We start from the raw sequence: 14,685 nt of genomic DNA, 5'->3' as shown, positions 1-14,685 counted from the left end.
TGTTTCTGAGATGCCGCCTCAGCGAGATCCGTGGTCCAACCGACTGCAAACACCCGGATTTCGTACCGTTCATCGCCAATGCAGGAGCCTATCGGGATGCAATCCGGTCTTTATGTTTCGTTGTCGTCGCAGATCGCACTCGAACGTCGCCTCACCACCATCGCCGACAACATGGCGAACGTGAACACGACAGGCTTCCGCGCGACGGAGGTGAAGTTCGACGAGATGCTCGGTGAGACCGGCAATAAGATCAACGCCAAGATTGCCTATGTTTCACAGGGCAACGACTATCTCTCGGGTGACAGCGGTGAGCTCCAGCACACCGGAAACATGCTCGACTTCGCGATCAAGGGCGATGCCTGGTTCTCTGTGGAAACGCCGGCCGGCAAGGTTCTGACCAAGGATGGCCGCTTCACGATGAAGGAAAACGGCGAGCTGATTTCGGTCCGCGGTTATCCGGTTCTCGATGCCGGTGGTGCGCCGATCACGCTCAACACGGCCGCTGGCGAACCGAAAGTCGGCGCTGACGGATTGATCTATCAGGACGGCAGACAGGTCGGCTCGCTGGGTCTCTTCGAGGCCGATATCAGCAAGGGCTATCTGCGCTACGAGAACAGCGGCATCATGACGACCGAGCAGCCGCGTGCCGTCACCGATCGCTTCAATGTCGGTGTTCAGCAGGGCTACCTGGAAAATTCCAACGTCAACGCCATGCGCGAAATCACGCAGCTGATCGAAGTCAATCGCGCCTTCGAGAGCATGACGTCGCTCTCGAAGGACAGCGAGGCCTCGTTCAGCGAAGCGATCAAGACGCTCGGCGGCAGCCGCTAGCCGAGGTCTGACGCATGAGCCAAACGCCGCTCACTGAAGCCGATCTCTCGCCGAAGCTCGCGCACCTTGCCGGGCTCGTCTCGCGCTATTCGAATCCCGAACTCTTGGTCGCGCCCGGCGGCCATGTCCAGACAATAGCCGCCGGCCACTACACGGTCACGGGGCTGTCGCGTCAGGTGCGCCTGGGCGAATTCGTGGCGCACAAATCGTCGACCGGCATCCACCTCGGTGAGGTCGTCCGCGTCGAGCCTGAACTGACCTACGTCTGCCCAATTGAGCCGGGCGAGCCGATCGGCATCCACGACACGGTGATCCGCAAGGGTGCGTTCCGCATCTCGCCATCCGAAAGCTGGTGCGGCCGCACGATCAACTCGCTGTGCGAGCCGATCGATGGGCTGGGTCCGATCGTCGAAGGGCTCGGCCGCCGCTCCATTTCGAACACCGCTCCACCATCCATGACGCGAAAGCGCGTGGAGAAAGGCTTCAAAACAGGCGTTCGCGCCATCGACATTTTCTCGCCGCTCTGCCTTGGGCAGCGCCTCGGCATTTTCGCCGGCTCGGGCGTCGGCAAGTCGACACTGCTCTCCATGCTGGCGCGCGCCGATGCCTTCGACAAGGTCGTGATCGCGCTGGTCGGCGAACGTGGCCGCGAAGTGCGCGAGTTCATCGAGGATACGCTTGGCGCCAACATGAGGAAGGCGATCGCCGTCGTCGCGACGAGCGACGAGAGCCCGATGCTGCGCAAGATGGCACCGCTGACGGCCGTCACCGTCGCCGAGCATTTCCGCGACCAGGGCGACAACGTGCTGCTGATCGTTGACAGCGTCACACGGTTTGCCCATGCCATACGAGAAGTCGCGACCGCATCCGGCGAGCCGCCGATCGCGCGCGGCTATCCAGCTTCGGTTTTTACCGAGCTGCCGCGCCTGCTGGAGCGCGCAGGTCCCGGCCCCCAAGGCACGGGGACCATCACGGCGATCATTTCGATCCTGGTTGATGGCGACAATCACAACGACCCGATCGCGGATTCGACGCGCGGCATCTTGGACGGCCACATCGTCTTGCAGCGCAGCCTCGCGGAGGAGGGGCGCTATCCACCGATCGATCCGCTTGCCTCGATCTCGCGTTTGGCGCGCAAGGCCTGGACTCCGGATCAGGAGAAGCTCGTGTCTCGCCTGAAAACGCTCATCCACCGCTTCGAGGAGACACGCGACCTTCGCCTGATCGGCGGCTATCGTCCAGGCGCCGACCCTGATCTCGACATGGCGGTCAAGCAGGTACCGATTATTTACGATGTTTTGAAACAGTCGCCTGGCGACGTCGATTCGCAGGATGCCTTTGCCGATTTGGCCGGCGCCCTGAAGGCGGCGGCCGGCATCGGCGGCCAGCCGAATATCCGCAGATAGAAAGGCGCGACGTGAACGATTTCGATGACGATGAGAAGATCGCCCCGCTGAAGCCTCTCCGGCGCAAAACCATCTTTCTCGACCGTGCCCTGACAATTGCCGGCCTCGTCCTGGCAGGAGCGTCCGCGTTCTTTCCGTGGTACGTCTTCTTCAACGAGGACAAGTTCGGCATCAATGTCGCGCAGGGCGACCGGACGCGCGACCTTCCGGACTGGCCGGCGCGGAACGTCTTCAGTGTCTCGCCGCTGGCGATGGCCAACAAGAACCAACACGAAAAGAAGCCCGAGATCCCAGTCGATCCGCTGACGACGGCGACGGTCTCCACCATCGGCAAGGAAGACGACAACGGGCCGCCGGCCGAAGAGCAGCCGTTTCCCGGCAAATCGGGTTTTCGCCTCCTCCATGTGGCAAACGGTCGTGCCCTGATCGAAGACACATCAGGGATGTACGTCGTGCGTGTCGGATCCATTCTACCGGACGAAAGTCGGCTGGCGACACTGGAGGAACGCGATGGCAAATGGGTCATCATCACCTCCAAGGGCGATGTCTACCAGCACAATTGAGTGCCTGCCGCCACGCAGCGAATCAGCCGAAGGCTCCACCGGATACGGTCGGAGCCTTCTTCGCATTCTGGAGGCAGTGGCCAACAAGGTCCGGATTTTCGCACCGCATTCTCCGTAAGTCTGACGCAAGATTACCGCCGTAGGTTCGCCTCAGCAAAAACGGAGAGTTCCCATGCAACCGATTCAACTTTTCGACTTGGCCTCGCGGCAGGCCGAATGGCTGACGATCCGTCAGGAGGTTGTTGCCGGCAACATCGCGAACGCGAACACGCCGAAATATCGCGCCAAGGATATCACGCCCTTCCAGGCTGCCCTCGATAGGTCGGATATCACGATGGCGCGCACCAATGCTGCGCACCTGACCGGCAACGATCTGGGTACGAAGAGTGACATCGACGTCAAGGATGCGGCTCTCGATCAGGAGATCGGCGTCCAGGAATCCGGCAACACGGTCGGCCTCGCCGAGGAGCTTTCCAAGTCCGGTGAAATCAAGCGTCAATACGATTTGAACACCTCGCTGGTGAGCTCGTTCAATCGGATGATGCTGATGACGGTGAAGAGCTAAGGTCATGGATCCTTTATCAGCAGCACTCAAAATCGCAGGATCGGGACTGGAGGCGCAATCGACGCGCCTGCGCGTCGTGTCCGAAAACATTGCCAACGCCCGCTCGACCGGCGACACGCCCGGCGCCGATCCCTATCGCCGCAAGACGATTACCTTCGGGGAAGCCGTGGATCGCGCCAATGGCGTCACCACGGTCAACGTCAAGAAGCTTGGGGAAGATGAATCGAAGTTCATTACCGAATACGACCCCAGCAATCCGGCTGCGGACGAAAAGGGCGTCGTCAAGCTACCGAACGTCAACGTGCTGGTCGAGATGGCCGACATGCGGGAAGCGAACCGCTCCTACGACGCCAACTTGCAGACCATCAAGCAATCCCGCGACCTGATCTCGGCAACGATCGATCTACTGAAGAGCCAATAATGATCAACAACGTCAATAGTGTCAGCTCCCTGTCGATGACCCGCGGCCTTGCTGCCATCGACCAAGACAACTCCACGGCCTCCTCCGCTGCAGAAAGCGCGGCAAACGACGGCGGTTTCGGCGCGGTTCTCAGCAATGTTGCGACCGGAGCAGTGAGCACCCTGAAGAACGCGGAAAGTATGTCTTTCGCCGGCATCAAGGGCACCGCCACGACACGTGAAGTCGTCGATGCCGTCATGCAGGCGCAGCAGACCCTTCAGACCGCGATCGCCATTCGCGACAAGGTTGTTTCGGCCTTTCTCGACGTCACCCGGATGCAGATGTAATTGATTTAAGGACGAAGCCATGAGAGCGCTTGCCATTGCTGCAACGGGTATGGATGCCCAGCAGACCAATCTTGAAGTCATCGCCAACAACATCGCGAACATCAACACGACCGGTTTCAAGCGCGCTCGCGCTGAATTCACCGACTTGCTGTATCAGACCGAGCGCGCTAAAGGCGTTTCCAACCGCGCGAACCAGTCGATCGTACCGGAAGGTGCAAATATCGGTCTCGGCGTCCAGACGTCTGCCGTCCGCAACCTGCACATCCAGGGCGAACTTTCGCAGACCGGCAACGACCTCGATGTGGCCCTGATCGGCCGCGGCTTCTTCCAGATCCAGGCGCCGGATGGCACCACGCTCTACACCCGCGCCGGCGCATTCAACAAGAACGAGACCGGCCAGATCGTCACCGTGGACGGCTATCTTGTGGCGCCGAACATCACGATCCCGCAGGGCTCGACGCAGGTAACGATCAGCCGCTCGGGCGAAGTTTCTGCGAAGCTGCCGGGCAACACCGATCCGACCGTGCTCGGCCAGCTGCAGATCGCCGACTTCGTCAACGAGGCCGGTCTTCAGCCGCTCGGCGACAACCTGTTTCAGCAGACGCCGGCCTCCGGCGATCCAGTTGTCGGTACGCCCGACGAAGAGGGATTCGGCTACATGAAGCAGGGCTACCTCGAATCGTCGAACGTCGATCCGGTGAAGGAAATCACCGAGCTGATATCGGCGCAGCGCGCCTATGAAATGAATTCCAAGGTCATCACCACCGCCGACGAAATGGCCTCCATCGTCAGCAAGAACCTGAAGTAATCGGGAAGGGCCGAAACATGATGTTTTGCCGGGTCAAAGGTATCCTCGGATGGGTGGCAGCTGCCGCCGTTGCGATCACCGCATTTGCCGCGCCACAGGCAGCAGCCGCTGCCGGCATGGGCTATGCGGTTGTTCCGACAACAACCATTTACCCCGGCGAAACCGTTTCCGGCACCCAGCTCCAGGAAGTGGAAGTGACCAATCCCAACCTAAAGGGCGATTATGCAAAGTCGATCCGCCAGGTCGAAGGGATGATCTCGAAGCGCACGCTCCTGCCGGGACGCACGATCTCGGTCTCGGCCCTGCGAGAGCCCTATACCGTGACGCGCGGCTCGTCGATCCGGCTGATCTTCACGCTCGGCTCGATGACGATCTCGGCAGCCGGGTCGCCGCTTGAAGACGGCATGACGGGCCAGCTCATCCGCGTTCGCAACATGGATTCCGGTGTGATTGTCAGCGGCACCGTGCTCGCCGACGGCACCATACACGTGGCCGCAAAATGAAGATGTTTTTCCGCCTATTCGTAGCCCTCGCGTTTCTGTCCCCGAATGTCTTGGCCGTCGCGCCTGCTGCGGCCATGAACTCGCGCATCAAGGACATTGCCTCCCTGCAGGCGGGACGTGACAACCAGCTGATCGGTTACGGTCTTATCGTAGGCCTTCAGGGAACCGGCGACGGCTTCCGCGCCTCGCCGTTCACCGAGCAGTCGATGCGCGCGATGCTGCAGAACCTAGGCATCTCCACGCAGAGCAGTCAGTCCAACGCAAAGAATACGGCGGCCGTCATGGTCACGGCCAATCTGCCGCCCTTTGCCAGCCCCGGAAGCCGTATCGACGTGAACGTCAGTTCGCTCGGCGACGCGACATCGCTGCGGGGCGGCACACTGATCATGACATCGTTGTCGGGTGCCGACGGCCAGATCTACGCGGTCGCGCAGGGCTCCGTCGTGGTCTCGGGTTTCACCGCGCAAGGCCAGGCCGCAACGGTCACCGAGGGTGTGACGACCGCCGGGCGAGTGCCGGGCGGCGCCATTATCGAGCGCGAGCTGCCGTCACGCTTCAAGGATTCCGTTAATCTCGTTCTGCAGCTACGAAACCCCGATTTCTCAACGGCCATCCGCATCGCCGATGTCGTTAACGGTTATGCTTCCGCTCGCTTCGGCGGCCCGGTGGCAGAGGCGAAGGACGCGCAAGAAGTCATCGTCCAGAAGCCGAGAACGGCAGACCTCACGCGCCTGATGGCCGATCTTGAGAACCTTGTCGTCGAGACGGATACGCCGGCGAAGGTGGTGGTGAACGAGCGAACCGGCACAATCGTTATCGGCGCCGATGTGCGCGTGTCGCCTGTTGCCGTCAGCTATGGTACTTTGACTGTCCAGGTGACCGAGACACCGCAGATCATTCAGCCCGAGCCATTCTCGCGCGGCGTGACCGCGGTTCAGCCGCAGACCGACATCGCTGCGCAGAAGACCGGCGGCAAGGTGGCGCTGCTGAATGGACCTGACCTCAGGACACTCGTGGCCGGTCTCAACAATATCGGCGTCAAGCCGGATGGCATCATCGCTATTCTCCAGGGCATCAAATCAGCCGGCGCGCTGCAAGCGGAGCTCGTCCTGCAATGATGAAGACCATGGCTTTGTCAGACTTGCTCCAGCGGCTTGCACTGCCTGCAATTGCCGTCGTGGCGCTGTCCATTCCCGGCGCCTTCGCGCAGGAGCAGCCGGCGCCGAAGGGGGAAATGACCTCTCAGGAGGAGATCAAGCAGTTCTGCACGAACATTGCCGATCCTGCTCGCGACCAGCGTTACCTGCTGCAGAAGCAGGAGCTCGAGAAGCTCCGCGCCGACGTCGATTCGCGCATCGCTGAGATGAACAAGCGCAAGGAGGAATATCAGGACTGGCTGAAGCGCCGCGACGATTTCCTCAAGCAGGCCGAAGCGGGCCTTACCGATATCTATAAGAAAATGAAGCCGGACGCGGCCGCATCGCAGCTGCAAGAGGTCAAGATCGAAGTGGCGGCGGCCGTCATCATGCGGCTGAACCCCACGCAATCGAGCCTGATCCTCAACGAGATGGATCCGCAGAAGGCCGCGGTCATCGCCAACATCATCGCCAGCGCGTCCGATCCCAATACGTCGAAGGACCCCTCATGAACAAGCGTTTCCCGGTCGCGATCGCCGCCGTCGCCCTCCTTGCAGGCTGCGCATCTCCGCAGGCTGTCAATGAGGTCGGTCGTGCGCCGGCCATGAGCCCTATCGGCAGCGGTCTCGCTTACGGCCAGACGCCGCAGATGGCGCTTTATCCGAAGCAGCCGCGCCAGGTCGCGCAGGGCTATTCTCTCTGGAGCGATTCTCAGGCCGCCCTCTTCAAGGATGCCCGCGCTCTCAACGTCGGCGATATCCTGACCGTCGATATCCAGATCAACGATAAGGCGAAGTTCGAGAATGACACCAGCCGCAGCCGCACGAATTCGAGCGGCCTGAATTGGGACGTCGACGCGAACGTCATGGGCTGGAATCCGACATCCAAGACCGATGTGACCTATGGTTCCGACACGAGCACCGACGGCAAGGGCAAGATCGACCGTTCCGAAACGCTGAAGCTCATGGTCGCCGCCGTGGTCACCGGCATCCTCGAGAACGGCAACCTCGTGATCAGCGGCTCCCAGGAAGTCCGCGTCAACCAGGAGATCCGCATTCTCAACGTCGCCGGCATCGCTCGTCCTCAGGATGTCAACGCAGACAATCAGATTTCCTACGAGAAGATTGCTGAAGCGCGCATCTCCTATGGCGGTCGTGGCCGCCTGATGGAAGTGCAGCAGCCGCCGCGCGGCCAGCAGCTCGTCGATCTCTTCTCGCCGCTCTGAGGCAGGACACCATGGCAGACACAGAAGCCGCAGAAGGCCAGCCGAAAAAGACGTCGGCCGCAATAATGACCATAGCCGGGCTCGCGATCCTGACGCTGCTCGGCGCCGGCGGCGGCTGGGTGGTCGGCGGCATGGTCGCACCCAATATCAAGGGCGCCGAGGAGGCGGAGCAGGCCAAGGCGGACGAGGCGGCGCAGAAGAAGGAGGGTGAGGCAGGCCTGCCTCACATTTCGACCGAGGCCAACAATGTCGTTCAACTCGAGCCAATCACGTCCAACCTCGCCTATCCGTCGGAAAACTGGGTTCGTCTGGAAGTAGCCCTGCTGTTTAGCGGCCCGCCCGACGTGAAAATCGCAGAGGATATCCATCAGGATATTCTCGCCTATGTCCGCACTGTTTCGCTGCAGCAGATCGAAGGGCCACGGGGCTTCGAATATCTTAAGGATGACATCCAGGAGCGTGTTGACCTTCGCGCGCAAGGCCGCGTATCGAAGGTCATGTTCAGGACCTTCGTCGTCGAATGATTCGATTCCTATTGCTGTTCGCTGCCATGATGGCGGCACCGGAGCTGGCGCATGCGCAGCAGCTCCCGACAAACCTGTTGAACTTGCCGGTCGACGGTTCGGTCGCGGCATGGATCATCAGAACATTCGGCCTGTTGACCGTTCTTTCGGTCGCGCCAGGCATCCTGATCATGGTGACGAGCTTCCCGCGCTTCATCATCGCATTCTCGATCCTGCGGTCGGGAATGGGCCTGTCTTCCACGCCCTCGAATATGATCCTCCTGTCGCTCGCGCTGTTCATGACCTTCTACGTCATGCAGCCGACCTTCGATCAGGCATGGCAGACCGGCGTTCAGCCGCTCCTGTCGAACCAGATCGACGAGCAGCAGGCGGTGGCGCGCATCGCCGAGCCCTTCCGGACGTTCATGGCGGCCAATACGCGTGACAAGGATCTGGCGCTTTTCGTGGACCTAGCGAGGGAGCGCGGCCAGAGCGTCGAGACCGAAGAAAAGATCGATTACCGTGTCCTGATTCCCGCTTTCATGATCTCGGAGATCCGGCGCGGCTTCGAGATCGGTTTTCTGGTTGTTCTTCCGTTTTTGGTCATCGACCTGATCGTTGCCACCATCACTATGGCGATGGGCATGATGATGCTGCCGCCGACATCGATTTCCTTGCCGTTCAAGATTCTCTTCTTCGTGCTGATCGACGGCTGGAACCTGCTGGTCGGAAGTCTTGTCCGCTCCTTCCATTGAGCAGTACCTCCATTTAGCGCTACGCACCATGGCGTAAAAAAACCGCCGGTGAAAGCCGGCGGGTTCTAAATGCCTCGGAGTGCTCCCTAGTCAAAACTGAAGAACGGTTCGGTACGGGGCGGCAGGGCCGGAACGTCGATATGGTCCGGTTCCTGCCCGAGTTTCGCGCGCTCTACCATCATTTCGTAGGCCCTTTCGAGATGCAGGGTGAAACGTTCAGCGTCAAACAGTGGCATGATGCCGGCATTGTCCCTGATGCGCCGCTTGTATTCAGCGATGCGGTCGGGGGCGTTCGCGAGCTCGACAGCCATGTCTTCATAGGCCTTGATGTCGCTGGCTACCAGTTCCGGCAGGCCTATCGCGTTGAGCAAGCTTTCGCTGACGCGAGAGGCAAAATTGGTACCCTTGACGGTCAAAACCGGCAGGCCACCCCAGAGCTGCTCGGAGGTGGTCGTGTGACCGTTGACCGGGAAGGTGTCGACGCCAAGATCGGCCACTTGTTGGCGATCGATGTGCTCTTCGTAGGACACGCGCGGGCAGAAGATCACTCGATCCGATTCCAGCCCTCTTTTGTTCATGTAATTGAGCAGGTTGGTCTGGGTGCGTGGCGACGAGAGCATTAGCCAAAGCACGCTGTTTGGCGCGCGCTTCAGGATGTTGCACCAGACGTCGAGTATCGCCGTGTTGATCTTGCGGTTTGCGTTGAACGAAGCAAAGACAAATGCTCCCTCCGGCAAACCCACTTTGGCACGTGTCGTTGGCCTTGGTTTCGGACGATTGGCGGGGTCGTTGGGCTGATAGCAATCCGGCATGCGCACCAGCTTCTCGTAATAGTTCGCTTCGCTGGTTTTCGGCAGCACGAACCGATCGCCGATGGCATAATCAAGGTCGACGTCAGTCACGCTGCCCGGGAAACCAAGCCATGTTGCCTGCAGCGGAGCGCCGCCATAGTTCAGTATTCGGGATCGACCGCCAAATGTGTGTCCCTTGAGGTCGACCAGAATGTCGATTTGCCGCTCCCGGATAGCCTTGGCGGCTTCCTCGTCCGTCATGTCTCGCACGATGCACACGTCACCCCATTGTGAGCGATCGACCGTGCCGGCCTCATGTTCCAGGTACTTCTCCTCGGTATGGCAGAAGAGCGTTATTTCAAATTTGTCCCGGTCGTGCAGCTCCAGAATACGGCGCAGTAGCTTCATGGTTGCGTGTCCGGCCCAGAAGTCAGACGAAAGATATCCGATGCGGATCTTCTCGCTCCAGGCGTGGGGAACGGCTCTTCGTCGCGCTGCCGCTTCTCTCAATGGAAGGGACGGATTGTGAGAAGCGAGGGCATTGAGCGCTTCGTCACTGCACCAGTGAAGATTGTAGAAGGGATTGTCTCGTTCCAAGGCGCTGTGGTCGCCCCCATCGAGCATTTTCTGCACCGGCAGGAATTCCTTGGCGACGAGCTCGAAGTCGCAGACCTCGCGGGCGAAGACGAGCTTGAGCAGTCGGAGCGGCATGATGTCGGGAAACTTCTTGAACAGATTATAGACGAGCGTCTCGTTCGTCGCGTCCAGAATGTCGTCGCTGAGGAGTCGCACTGCAAGGCGGGCATGGTCGGCATTGCTGCTCTCGGAGATCACCTTGCGGTAGGGGCTCACGAGGTCCTTTCGGCCTTGCTTGAGGTGGATAGAGGCAAGAACGCAGGCGAGATCGGCGTCTGAGCGGGCAAGCGTCATGACGCGCAAGGCCTGGAGCAAGGCTTGCTCTTCGTTGCCGCACGCAAAATACAGAAGCGCGGCTTCGCGGGTATAGGGCGATTCCTTGTTGCTATCGAGTTCGCCGGCAAGCGCATATGCGCTTGCCGCTTCCGATTTGAAGCCCAACTTGAGAAGGTTTTTGGCTAGGAGAACGTAGGTTTTGACGTCCTGCTGCGTGTTGATGAGTTTGTTCAGGACTTCAAGCGACTTGAGATATTGTCCCTTCTGATAGTCCTTCGACGCCGCCGCAAACGAAATATTCGTATTCAAGAGCCCACTCCATCCGGAACTTCTTCAACGAGCGTCGTGGCCAATCGTGCGCTGGCCTACATCACACCCCAGTTTGCACCATCTAGGCACGCCAAGCTTGCTTGAAGCCGGTGTGCAGTCCTGCTGCAAGGTGTTCGAAGATGTTTGGAGACTGTTAACCACCGGCTCCATTCGACGCCGTTTCGCCAGCCGTTTTAATGAGTTGGCAATGAATGGGTGCAAGATTGCCTCTCGACATGACGGGTTTGGTTGCTCAAGAAAAACGGCACCGAGTGGCATGAAGCTGGACCGTCATCGCCGGTATTGAAGTCCGGTATGTCCTCCTTTGGTATTTTGTTTTTGGGGACAGACTTATGACAAGCATTAACACCAATAATTCCGCAATGGCGGCACTCCAGACGCTGCGTAACGTCAACAAGGGCTTGAGTGACACGCAGAACGCCGTTTCGTCTGGCCTGCGCGTCGGCAAGGCTTCCGACAACGCCGCCTACTGGTCGATCGCCACCACGATGAAGTCCGACAACAAGGCGCTTTCGGCTGTTTCCGACGCGCTCGGCATGGGTGCCGCCAAGCTTGACACGGCCTACACCGCTGTCGACAGTGCCATCGACGTCGTCGGCGAAATCAAGGCAAAGCTCGTTGCAGCCAGCGAAGCCGGCGTCGACAAGACCAAGCTTCAGGACGAAATCACGCAGCTGCAGGCCCAGCTTTACAGCGTCGCTCAGTCTGCTTCGTTCAACGGCGAAAACTGGGTCAACAACGCCGGCGGCACAGTCAGCGTCGTTTCGTCCTTCGTTCGCGGCACGGGCGGCGCGGTCTCCATCAAGACCACCGACTACACGCTCGGCGCCACCAACACGCTGTTCGACGGCACGACGACGGGTGGTATCCTCGGCGCGAACGGCGCCAGCTCGGGCAGCTCCATCTACGGCTTCACGATCGGCTCCAGCACGACCCAGGGCGACATCGACAACCTGCTGACGGACGTCGAAACCGCTCTGAAGGGCATGACGACCCTTGGTTCGCAGCTCGGTTCGCTCCAGACCCGCGTCGACATCCAGACCGACTTCGTGTCCTCGCTCAGCGACTCGATCGACTCCGGTATCGGCCGCCTGGTCGACGCCGACATGGAAGAAGAGTCCTCCAAGCTCAGCGCCTTGCAGACCCAGCAGCAGCTGGCAATCCAGTCGCTGTCGATCGCGAACTCCTCTTCGCAGAACATCCTCTCGCTGTTCCGCGGCTAATAATAGCCTCGCGCAACAGCAGAGAAAAAGACTTGCGGCCGGGGCTTGCCCCGGCCGCAAATGTTTTAATTTCCGGTTAATGAAGTCAAGCTAACCAACGGATATTTTTAATGATTTTTAATTTTTTGGTTCAGCATTTCTTAACCATGATAAGGTTTTATGTGCCTATCGAAACGGCGAGTTGACTGAGCACGAAGAGAGCGGTCAACAGGCATGATGCTGATTGCCGTTCCCGGTAGTCCGGAGTGTCCCTTCCTATCAATTATGCCAAAGGGGCAAATTAAAAATGACCAGCATTCTGACCAATAACTCCGCAATGGCCGCACTCCAGACGCTGCGTGGTGTCAACAAGGGCTTGAGTGACACGCAGAACGCCGTTTCGTCTGGCCTGCGCGTCGGCAAGGCTTCCGACAACGCCGCCTACTGGTCGATTGCCACCACGATGAAGTCCGACAACAAGGCGCTTTCGGCTGTTTCCGACGCGCTCGGCATGGGTGCCGCCAAGCTTGACACGGCCTACACCGCTGTCGACAGTGCCATCGACCTCGTCGGCGAAATCAAGGCAAAGCTCGTTGCAGCCAGCGAAGCCGGCGTCGACAAGCTGAAGCTTCAGGACGAAATCACGCAGCTGCAGGCCCAGCTTTACAGCGTCGCTCAGTCTGCTTCGTTCAACGGCGAAAACTGGGTCAACAACGCCGGCGGCACAGTCAGCGTCGTTTCGTCCTTCGTTCGCGGCACGGGCGGCGCGGTCTCCATCAAGACCACCGACTACACGCTCGGCGCCACCAACACGCTGTTCGACGCCACGACGACGGGTGGTATCCTCGGCACCGCCGGCGCCAGCTCGGGCAGCTCCATCTACGGCTTCACGATCGGCGCCAGCACGACCCAGGCCGACATCGACAACCTGCTGACGGACGTCGAAACCGCTCTGAAGAACATGACGACCCTCGGTTCGCAGCTCGGTTCGCTCCAGCAGCGCGTCGACATCCAGACCGACTTCGTATCTTCGCTCAGCGACTCGATCGACTCCGGTATCGGCCGCCTGGTCGACGCCGACATGGAAGAAGAGTCCTCCAAGCTCAGCGCCTTGCAGACCCAGCAGCAGCTGGCTGTACAGTCGCTGTCGATCGCGAACTCCTCTTCGCAGAACATCCTCTCGCTGTTCCGCAGCTAATAGCCGGAGCGCCTCCGGGCGCTCGGATAAAAGATCGCCAATCGAAAGCCGCGCTCCCCGAGCGCGGCTTTTTCAATGTTTGTTAACTCCGCGTTAACCAAACTGATGTTTTCTGCCGTCAACGAAACGGTATGTTAACCAAGCTTAAGAAGCGGTTAGCGGGCATGAAGCTGATTGCCGTTCCCGGTGGCGGACCGGAATGTCCCTTTTCAATTTTTGCCAGCAAGGGGCGATAATTTCATGACCAGCATTTTGACGAACGTCGCGGCAATGTCCGCTCTCCAGACACTCCGCAGCATCAATGGCAATCTGGAGGACACGCAGAACCGTGTTTCGTCAGGTTACCGTGTCGCAGAGGCCAAGGACAACGCCGCTTACTGGTCGATTGCAACGACCATGCGTTCGGACAACAAGGCTCTCTCCGCTGTGTCCGATGCGCTCGGACTCGGCGCCGCGAAGGTCGATACCGCCTATTCGGCCATGGACAGCGCTATCGACATCGTCAGTGAGATCAAGGCGAAGATCGTGGCTGCTACAGAAAAGGGCGTCGACAAGACCAAGATTCAGGACGAGATCGGACAACTTCAGCAGCAGTTGTTGAGTGTCGCTCAGTCCGCTTCCTTCTCCGGTGAGAACTGGGTGGCAGGCAATACCACGAAAAGCGTTGTCTCCTCGTTCGTCCGCAATGCCAATGGTCAGGTTTCCGTGCAGACGACTCAGTACGTTCTTGATGACACCTCCGCCGGCAACGTGCTTTTCGGCATGACGACGTCAGGATCGATCGACACGACGACTGGTATCATCGGCACATCGAGCGGCAGCGTCGGCTCAATCTACGGCATGGACATCACGAGCTTCAGCCAGAGCGATATCGACCTGGCTCTGACGACCGTCGAATCGGGCCTCAGCGCGCTGACAAAGGCCGCCTCGCAGCTCGGCTCGATCTCGACCCGCATCGATCTGCAGGAGAGCTTCGTTTCCAATCTCAGCGACTCGATCGACTCCGGTGTCGGACGCCTTGTTGACGCTGACATGGAAGAGGAATCGAGCAAACTGACCGCGCTGCAAACGCAGCAACAGCTGGCGATCCAGTCGCTGTCGATCGCCAATTCGAGCGCGCAGAACGTTCTCACGCTGTTCAAGAACTAAGCCGCCCAGCAACATCCGAAGAAGATGGAAAGTCGCGTCCATGATGCGGCTTTCTCTTTGT

The 14,685-nt window shown here is 59.6% G+C and carries 17 protein-coding genes; 16 read left to right on the top strand and 1 reads right to left on the bottom strand.

Annotated features, from left to right (window positions below; translation table 11 throughout):
* The first annotated feature begins 96 nt into the window (after positions 1-96).
* From flgF to fliP, 13 genes are all read left to right on the top strand, one after another.
* Positions 97-831 carry a flagellar basal-body rod protein FlgF gene (gene flgF / locus FHX09_RS14115; RefSeq protein ID WP_007796572.1) on the top strand — a complete coding sequence of 245 codons (735 nt, stop codon included), beginning with the start codon at positions 97-99 and terminating at the stop codon, positions 829-831.
* Positions 832-845: 14 nt separating this feature from the next.
* Entirely contained in the window at positions 846-2,237 is a 1,392-nt protein-coding gene (gene fliI, locus FHX09_RS14110) for a flagellar protein export ATPase FliI (RefSeq protein ID WP_183718850.1), read from the top strand.
* Between the two features lie 11 nt (positions 2,238-2,248).
* The gene (locus FHX09_RS14105; RefSeq protein ID WP_007796578.1) at positions 2,249-2,800 is read left to right on the top strand and encodes a hypothetical protein; all 552 of its coding nucleotides are present in this window, start codon (positions 2,249-2,251) and stop codon (positions 2,798-2,800) included.
* 172 nt (positions 2,801-2,972) lie between these two features.
* Positions 2,973-3,365, top strand: a complete 393-nt coding sequence (gene flgB / locus FHX09_RS14100) for a flagellar basal body rod protein FlgB (protein WP_007796582.1) — start codon at positions 2,973-2,975, stop codon at positions 3,363-3,365.
* Positions 3,366-3,369: 4 nt separating this feature from the next.
* Positions 3,370-3,786: a flagellar basal body rod protein FlgC gene (gene flgC, locus FHX09_RS14095; protein WP_132588322.1), complete on the top strand. Its 417-nt coding sequence runs from the start codon at positions 3,370-3,372 to the stop codon at positions 3,784-3,786.
* A complete protein-coding gene (locus tag FHX09_RS14090; RefSeq protein ID WP_007796590.1) occupies positions 3,786-4,112 on the top strand; it encodes a flagellar hook-basal body complex protein FliE in 327 nt (108 codons plus the stop codon). The genes flgC and FHX09_RS14090 overlap by 1 nt, the downstream gene beginning before the upstream one ends.
* A gap of 19 nt (positions 4,113-4,131) precedes the next feature.
* A complete protein-coding gene (flgG, locus tag FHX09_RS14085) occupies positions 4,132-4,920 on the top strand; it encodes a flagellar basal-body rod protein FlgG (RefSeq protein WP_007796592.1) in 789 nt (262 codons plus the stop codon).
* A 17-nt stretch (positions 4,921-4,937) separates the two neighbouring features.
* Positions 4,938-5,423, top strand: coding sequence for a flagellar basal body P-ring formation chaperone FlgA (gene flgA, locus FHX09_RS14080; RefSeq protein WP_132588323.1), 486 nt, complete (start codon positions 4,938-4,940; stop codon positions 5,421-5,423).
* Positions 5,420-6,541, top strand: a complete 1,122-nt coding sequence (locus FHX09_RS14075) for a flagellar basal body P-ring protein FlgI (protein WP_007796598.1) — start codon at positions 5,420-5,422, stop codon at positions 6,539-6,541. Before flgA ends, FHX09_RS14075 begins: the two co-directional genes overlap by 4 nt.
* Complete coding sequence (locus tag FHX09_RS14070) at positions 6,538-7,071, top strand: MotE family protein (protein WP_007796601.1); 534 nt, start codon at positions 6,538-6,540, stop codon at positions 7,069-7,071. The genes FHX09_RS14075 and FHX09_RS14070 overlap by 4 nt, the downstream gene beginning before the upstream one ends.
* Positions 7,068-7,784, top strand: a complete 717-nt coding sequence (gene flgH, locus FHX09_RS14065) for a flagellar basal body L-ring protein FlgH (protein WP_007796603.1) — start codon at positions 7,068-7,070, stop codon at positions 7,782-7,784. The genes FHX09_RS14070 and flgH overlap by 4 nt, the downstream gene beginning before the upstream one ends.
* An 11-nt stretch (positions 7,785-7,795) precedes the next feature.
* Positions 7,796-8,308, top strand: coding sequence for a flagellar basal body-associated FliL family protein (locus FHX09_RS14060; RefSeq protein WP_132588324.1), 513 nt, complete (start codon positions 7,796-7,798; stop codon positions 8,306-8,308).
* A complete protein-coding gene (fliP, locus tag FHX09_RS14055; RefSeq protein WP_007796609.1) occupies positions 8,305-9,042 on the top strand; it encodes a flagellar type III secretion system pore protein FliP in 738 nt (245 codons plus the stop codon). The genes FHX09_RS14060 and fliP overlap by 4 nt, the downstream gene beginning before the upstream one ends.
* A gap of 86 nt (positions 9,043-9,128) precedes the next feature.
* Here fliP and FHX09_RS14050 read toward each other — a convergent pair whose 3' ends face one another.
* Positions 9,129-11,054, bottom strand: coding sequence for a glycosyltransferase family 41 protein (locus tag FHX09_RS14050; RefSeq protein ID WP_132588325.1), 1,926 nt, complete (start codon positions 11,052-11,054; stop codon positions 9,129-9,131).
* 353 nt (positions 11,055-11,407) lie between these two features.
* Here FHX09_RS14050 and FHX09_RS14045 point away from each other — a divergent pair, with 353 nt between their 5' ends.
* From FHX09_RS14045 to FHX09_RS14035, 3 genes are all read left to right on the top strand, one after another.
* Positions 11,408-12,298 carry a flagellin gene (locus FHX09_RS14045; RefSeq protein WP_132588326.1) on the top strand — a complete coding sequence of 297 codons (891 nt, stop codon included), beginning with the start codon at positions 11,408-11,410 and terminating at the stop codon, positions 12,296-12,298.
* Positions 12,299-12,584: 286 nt separating this feature from the next.
* A complete protein-coding gene (locus FHX09_RS14040; protein ID WP_132588327.1) occupies positions 12,585-13,475 on the top strand; it encodes a flagellin in 891 nt (296 codons plus the stop codon).
* A gap of 240 nt (positions 13,476-13,715) precedes the next feature.
* Positions 13,716-14,624, top strand: a complete 909-nt coding sequence (locus tag FHX09_RS14035) for a flagellin (protein WP_132588328.1) — start codon at positions 13,716-13,718, stop codon at positions 14,622-14,624.
* Positions 14,625-14,685 lie beyond the last annotated feature (61 nt).

The organism is Rhizobium sp. BK538 (assembly GCF_014197575.1).
In the GTDB taxonomy this organism is placed as follows: domain Bacteria; phylum Pseudomonadota; class Alphaproteobacteria; order Rhizobiales; family Rhizobiaceae; genus Rhizobium.
This window is presented reverse-complemented; position numbering and strand designations above follow the sequence as displayed.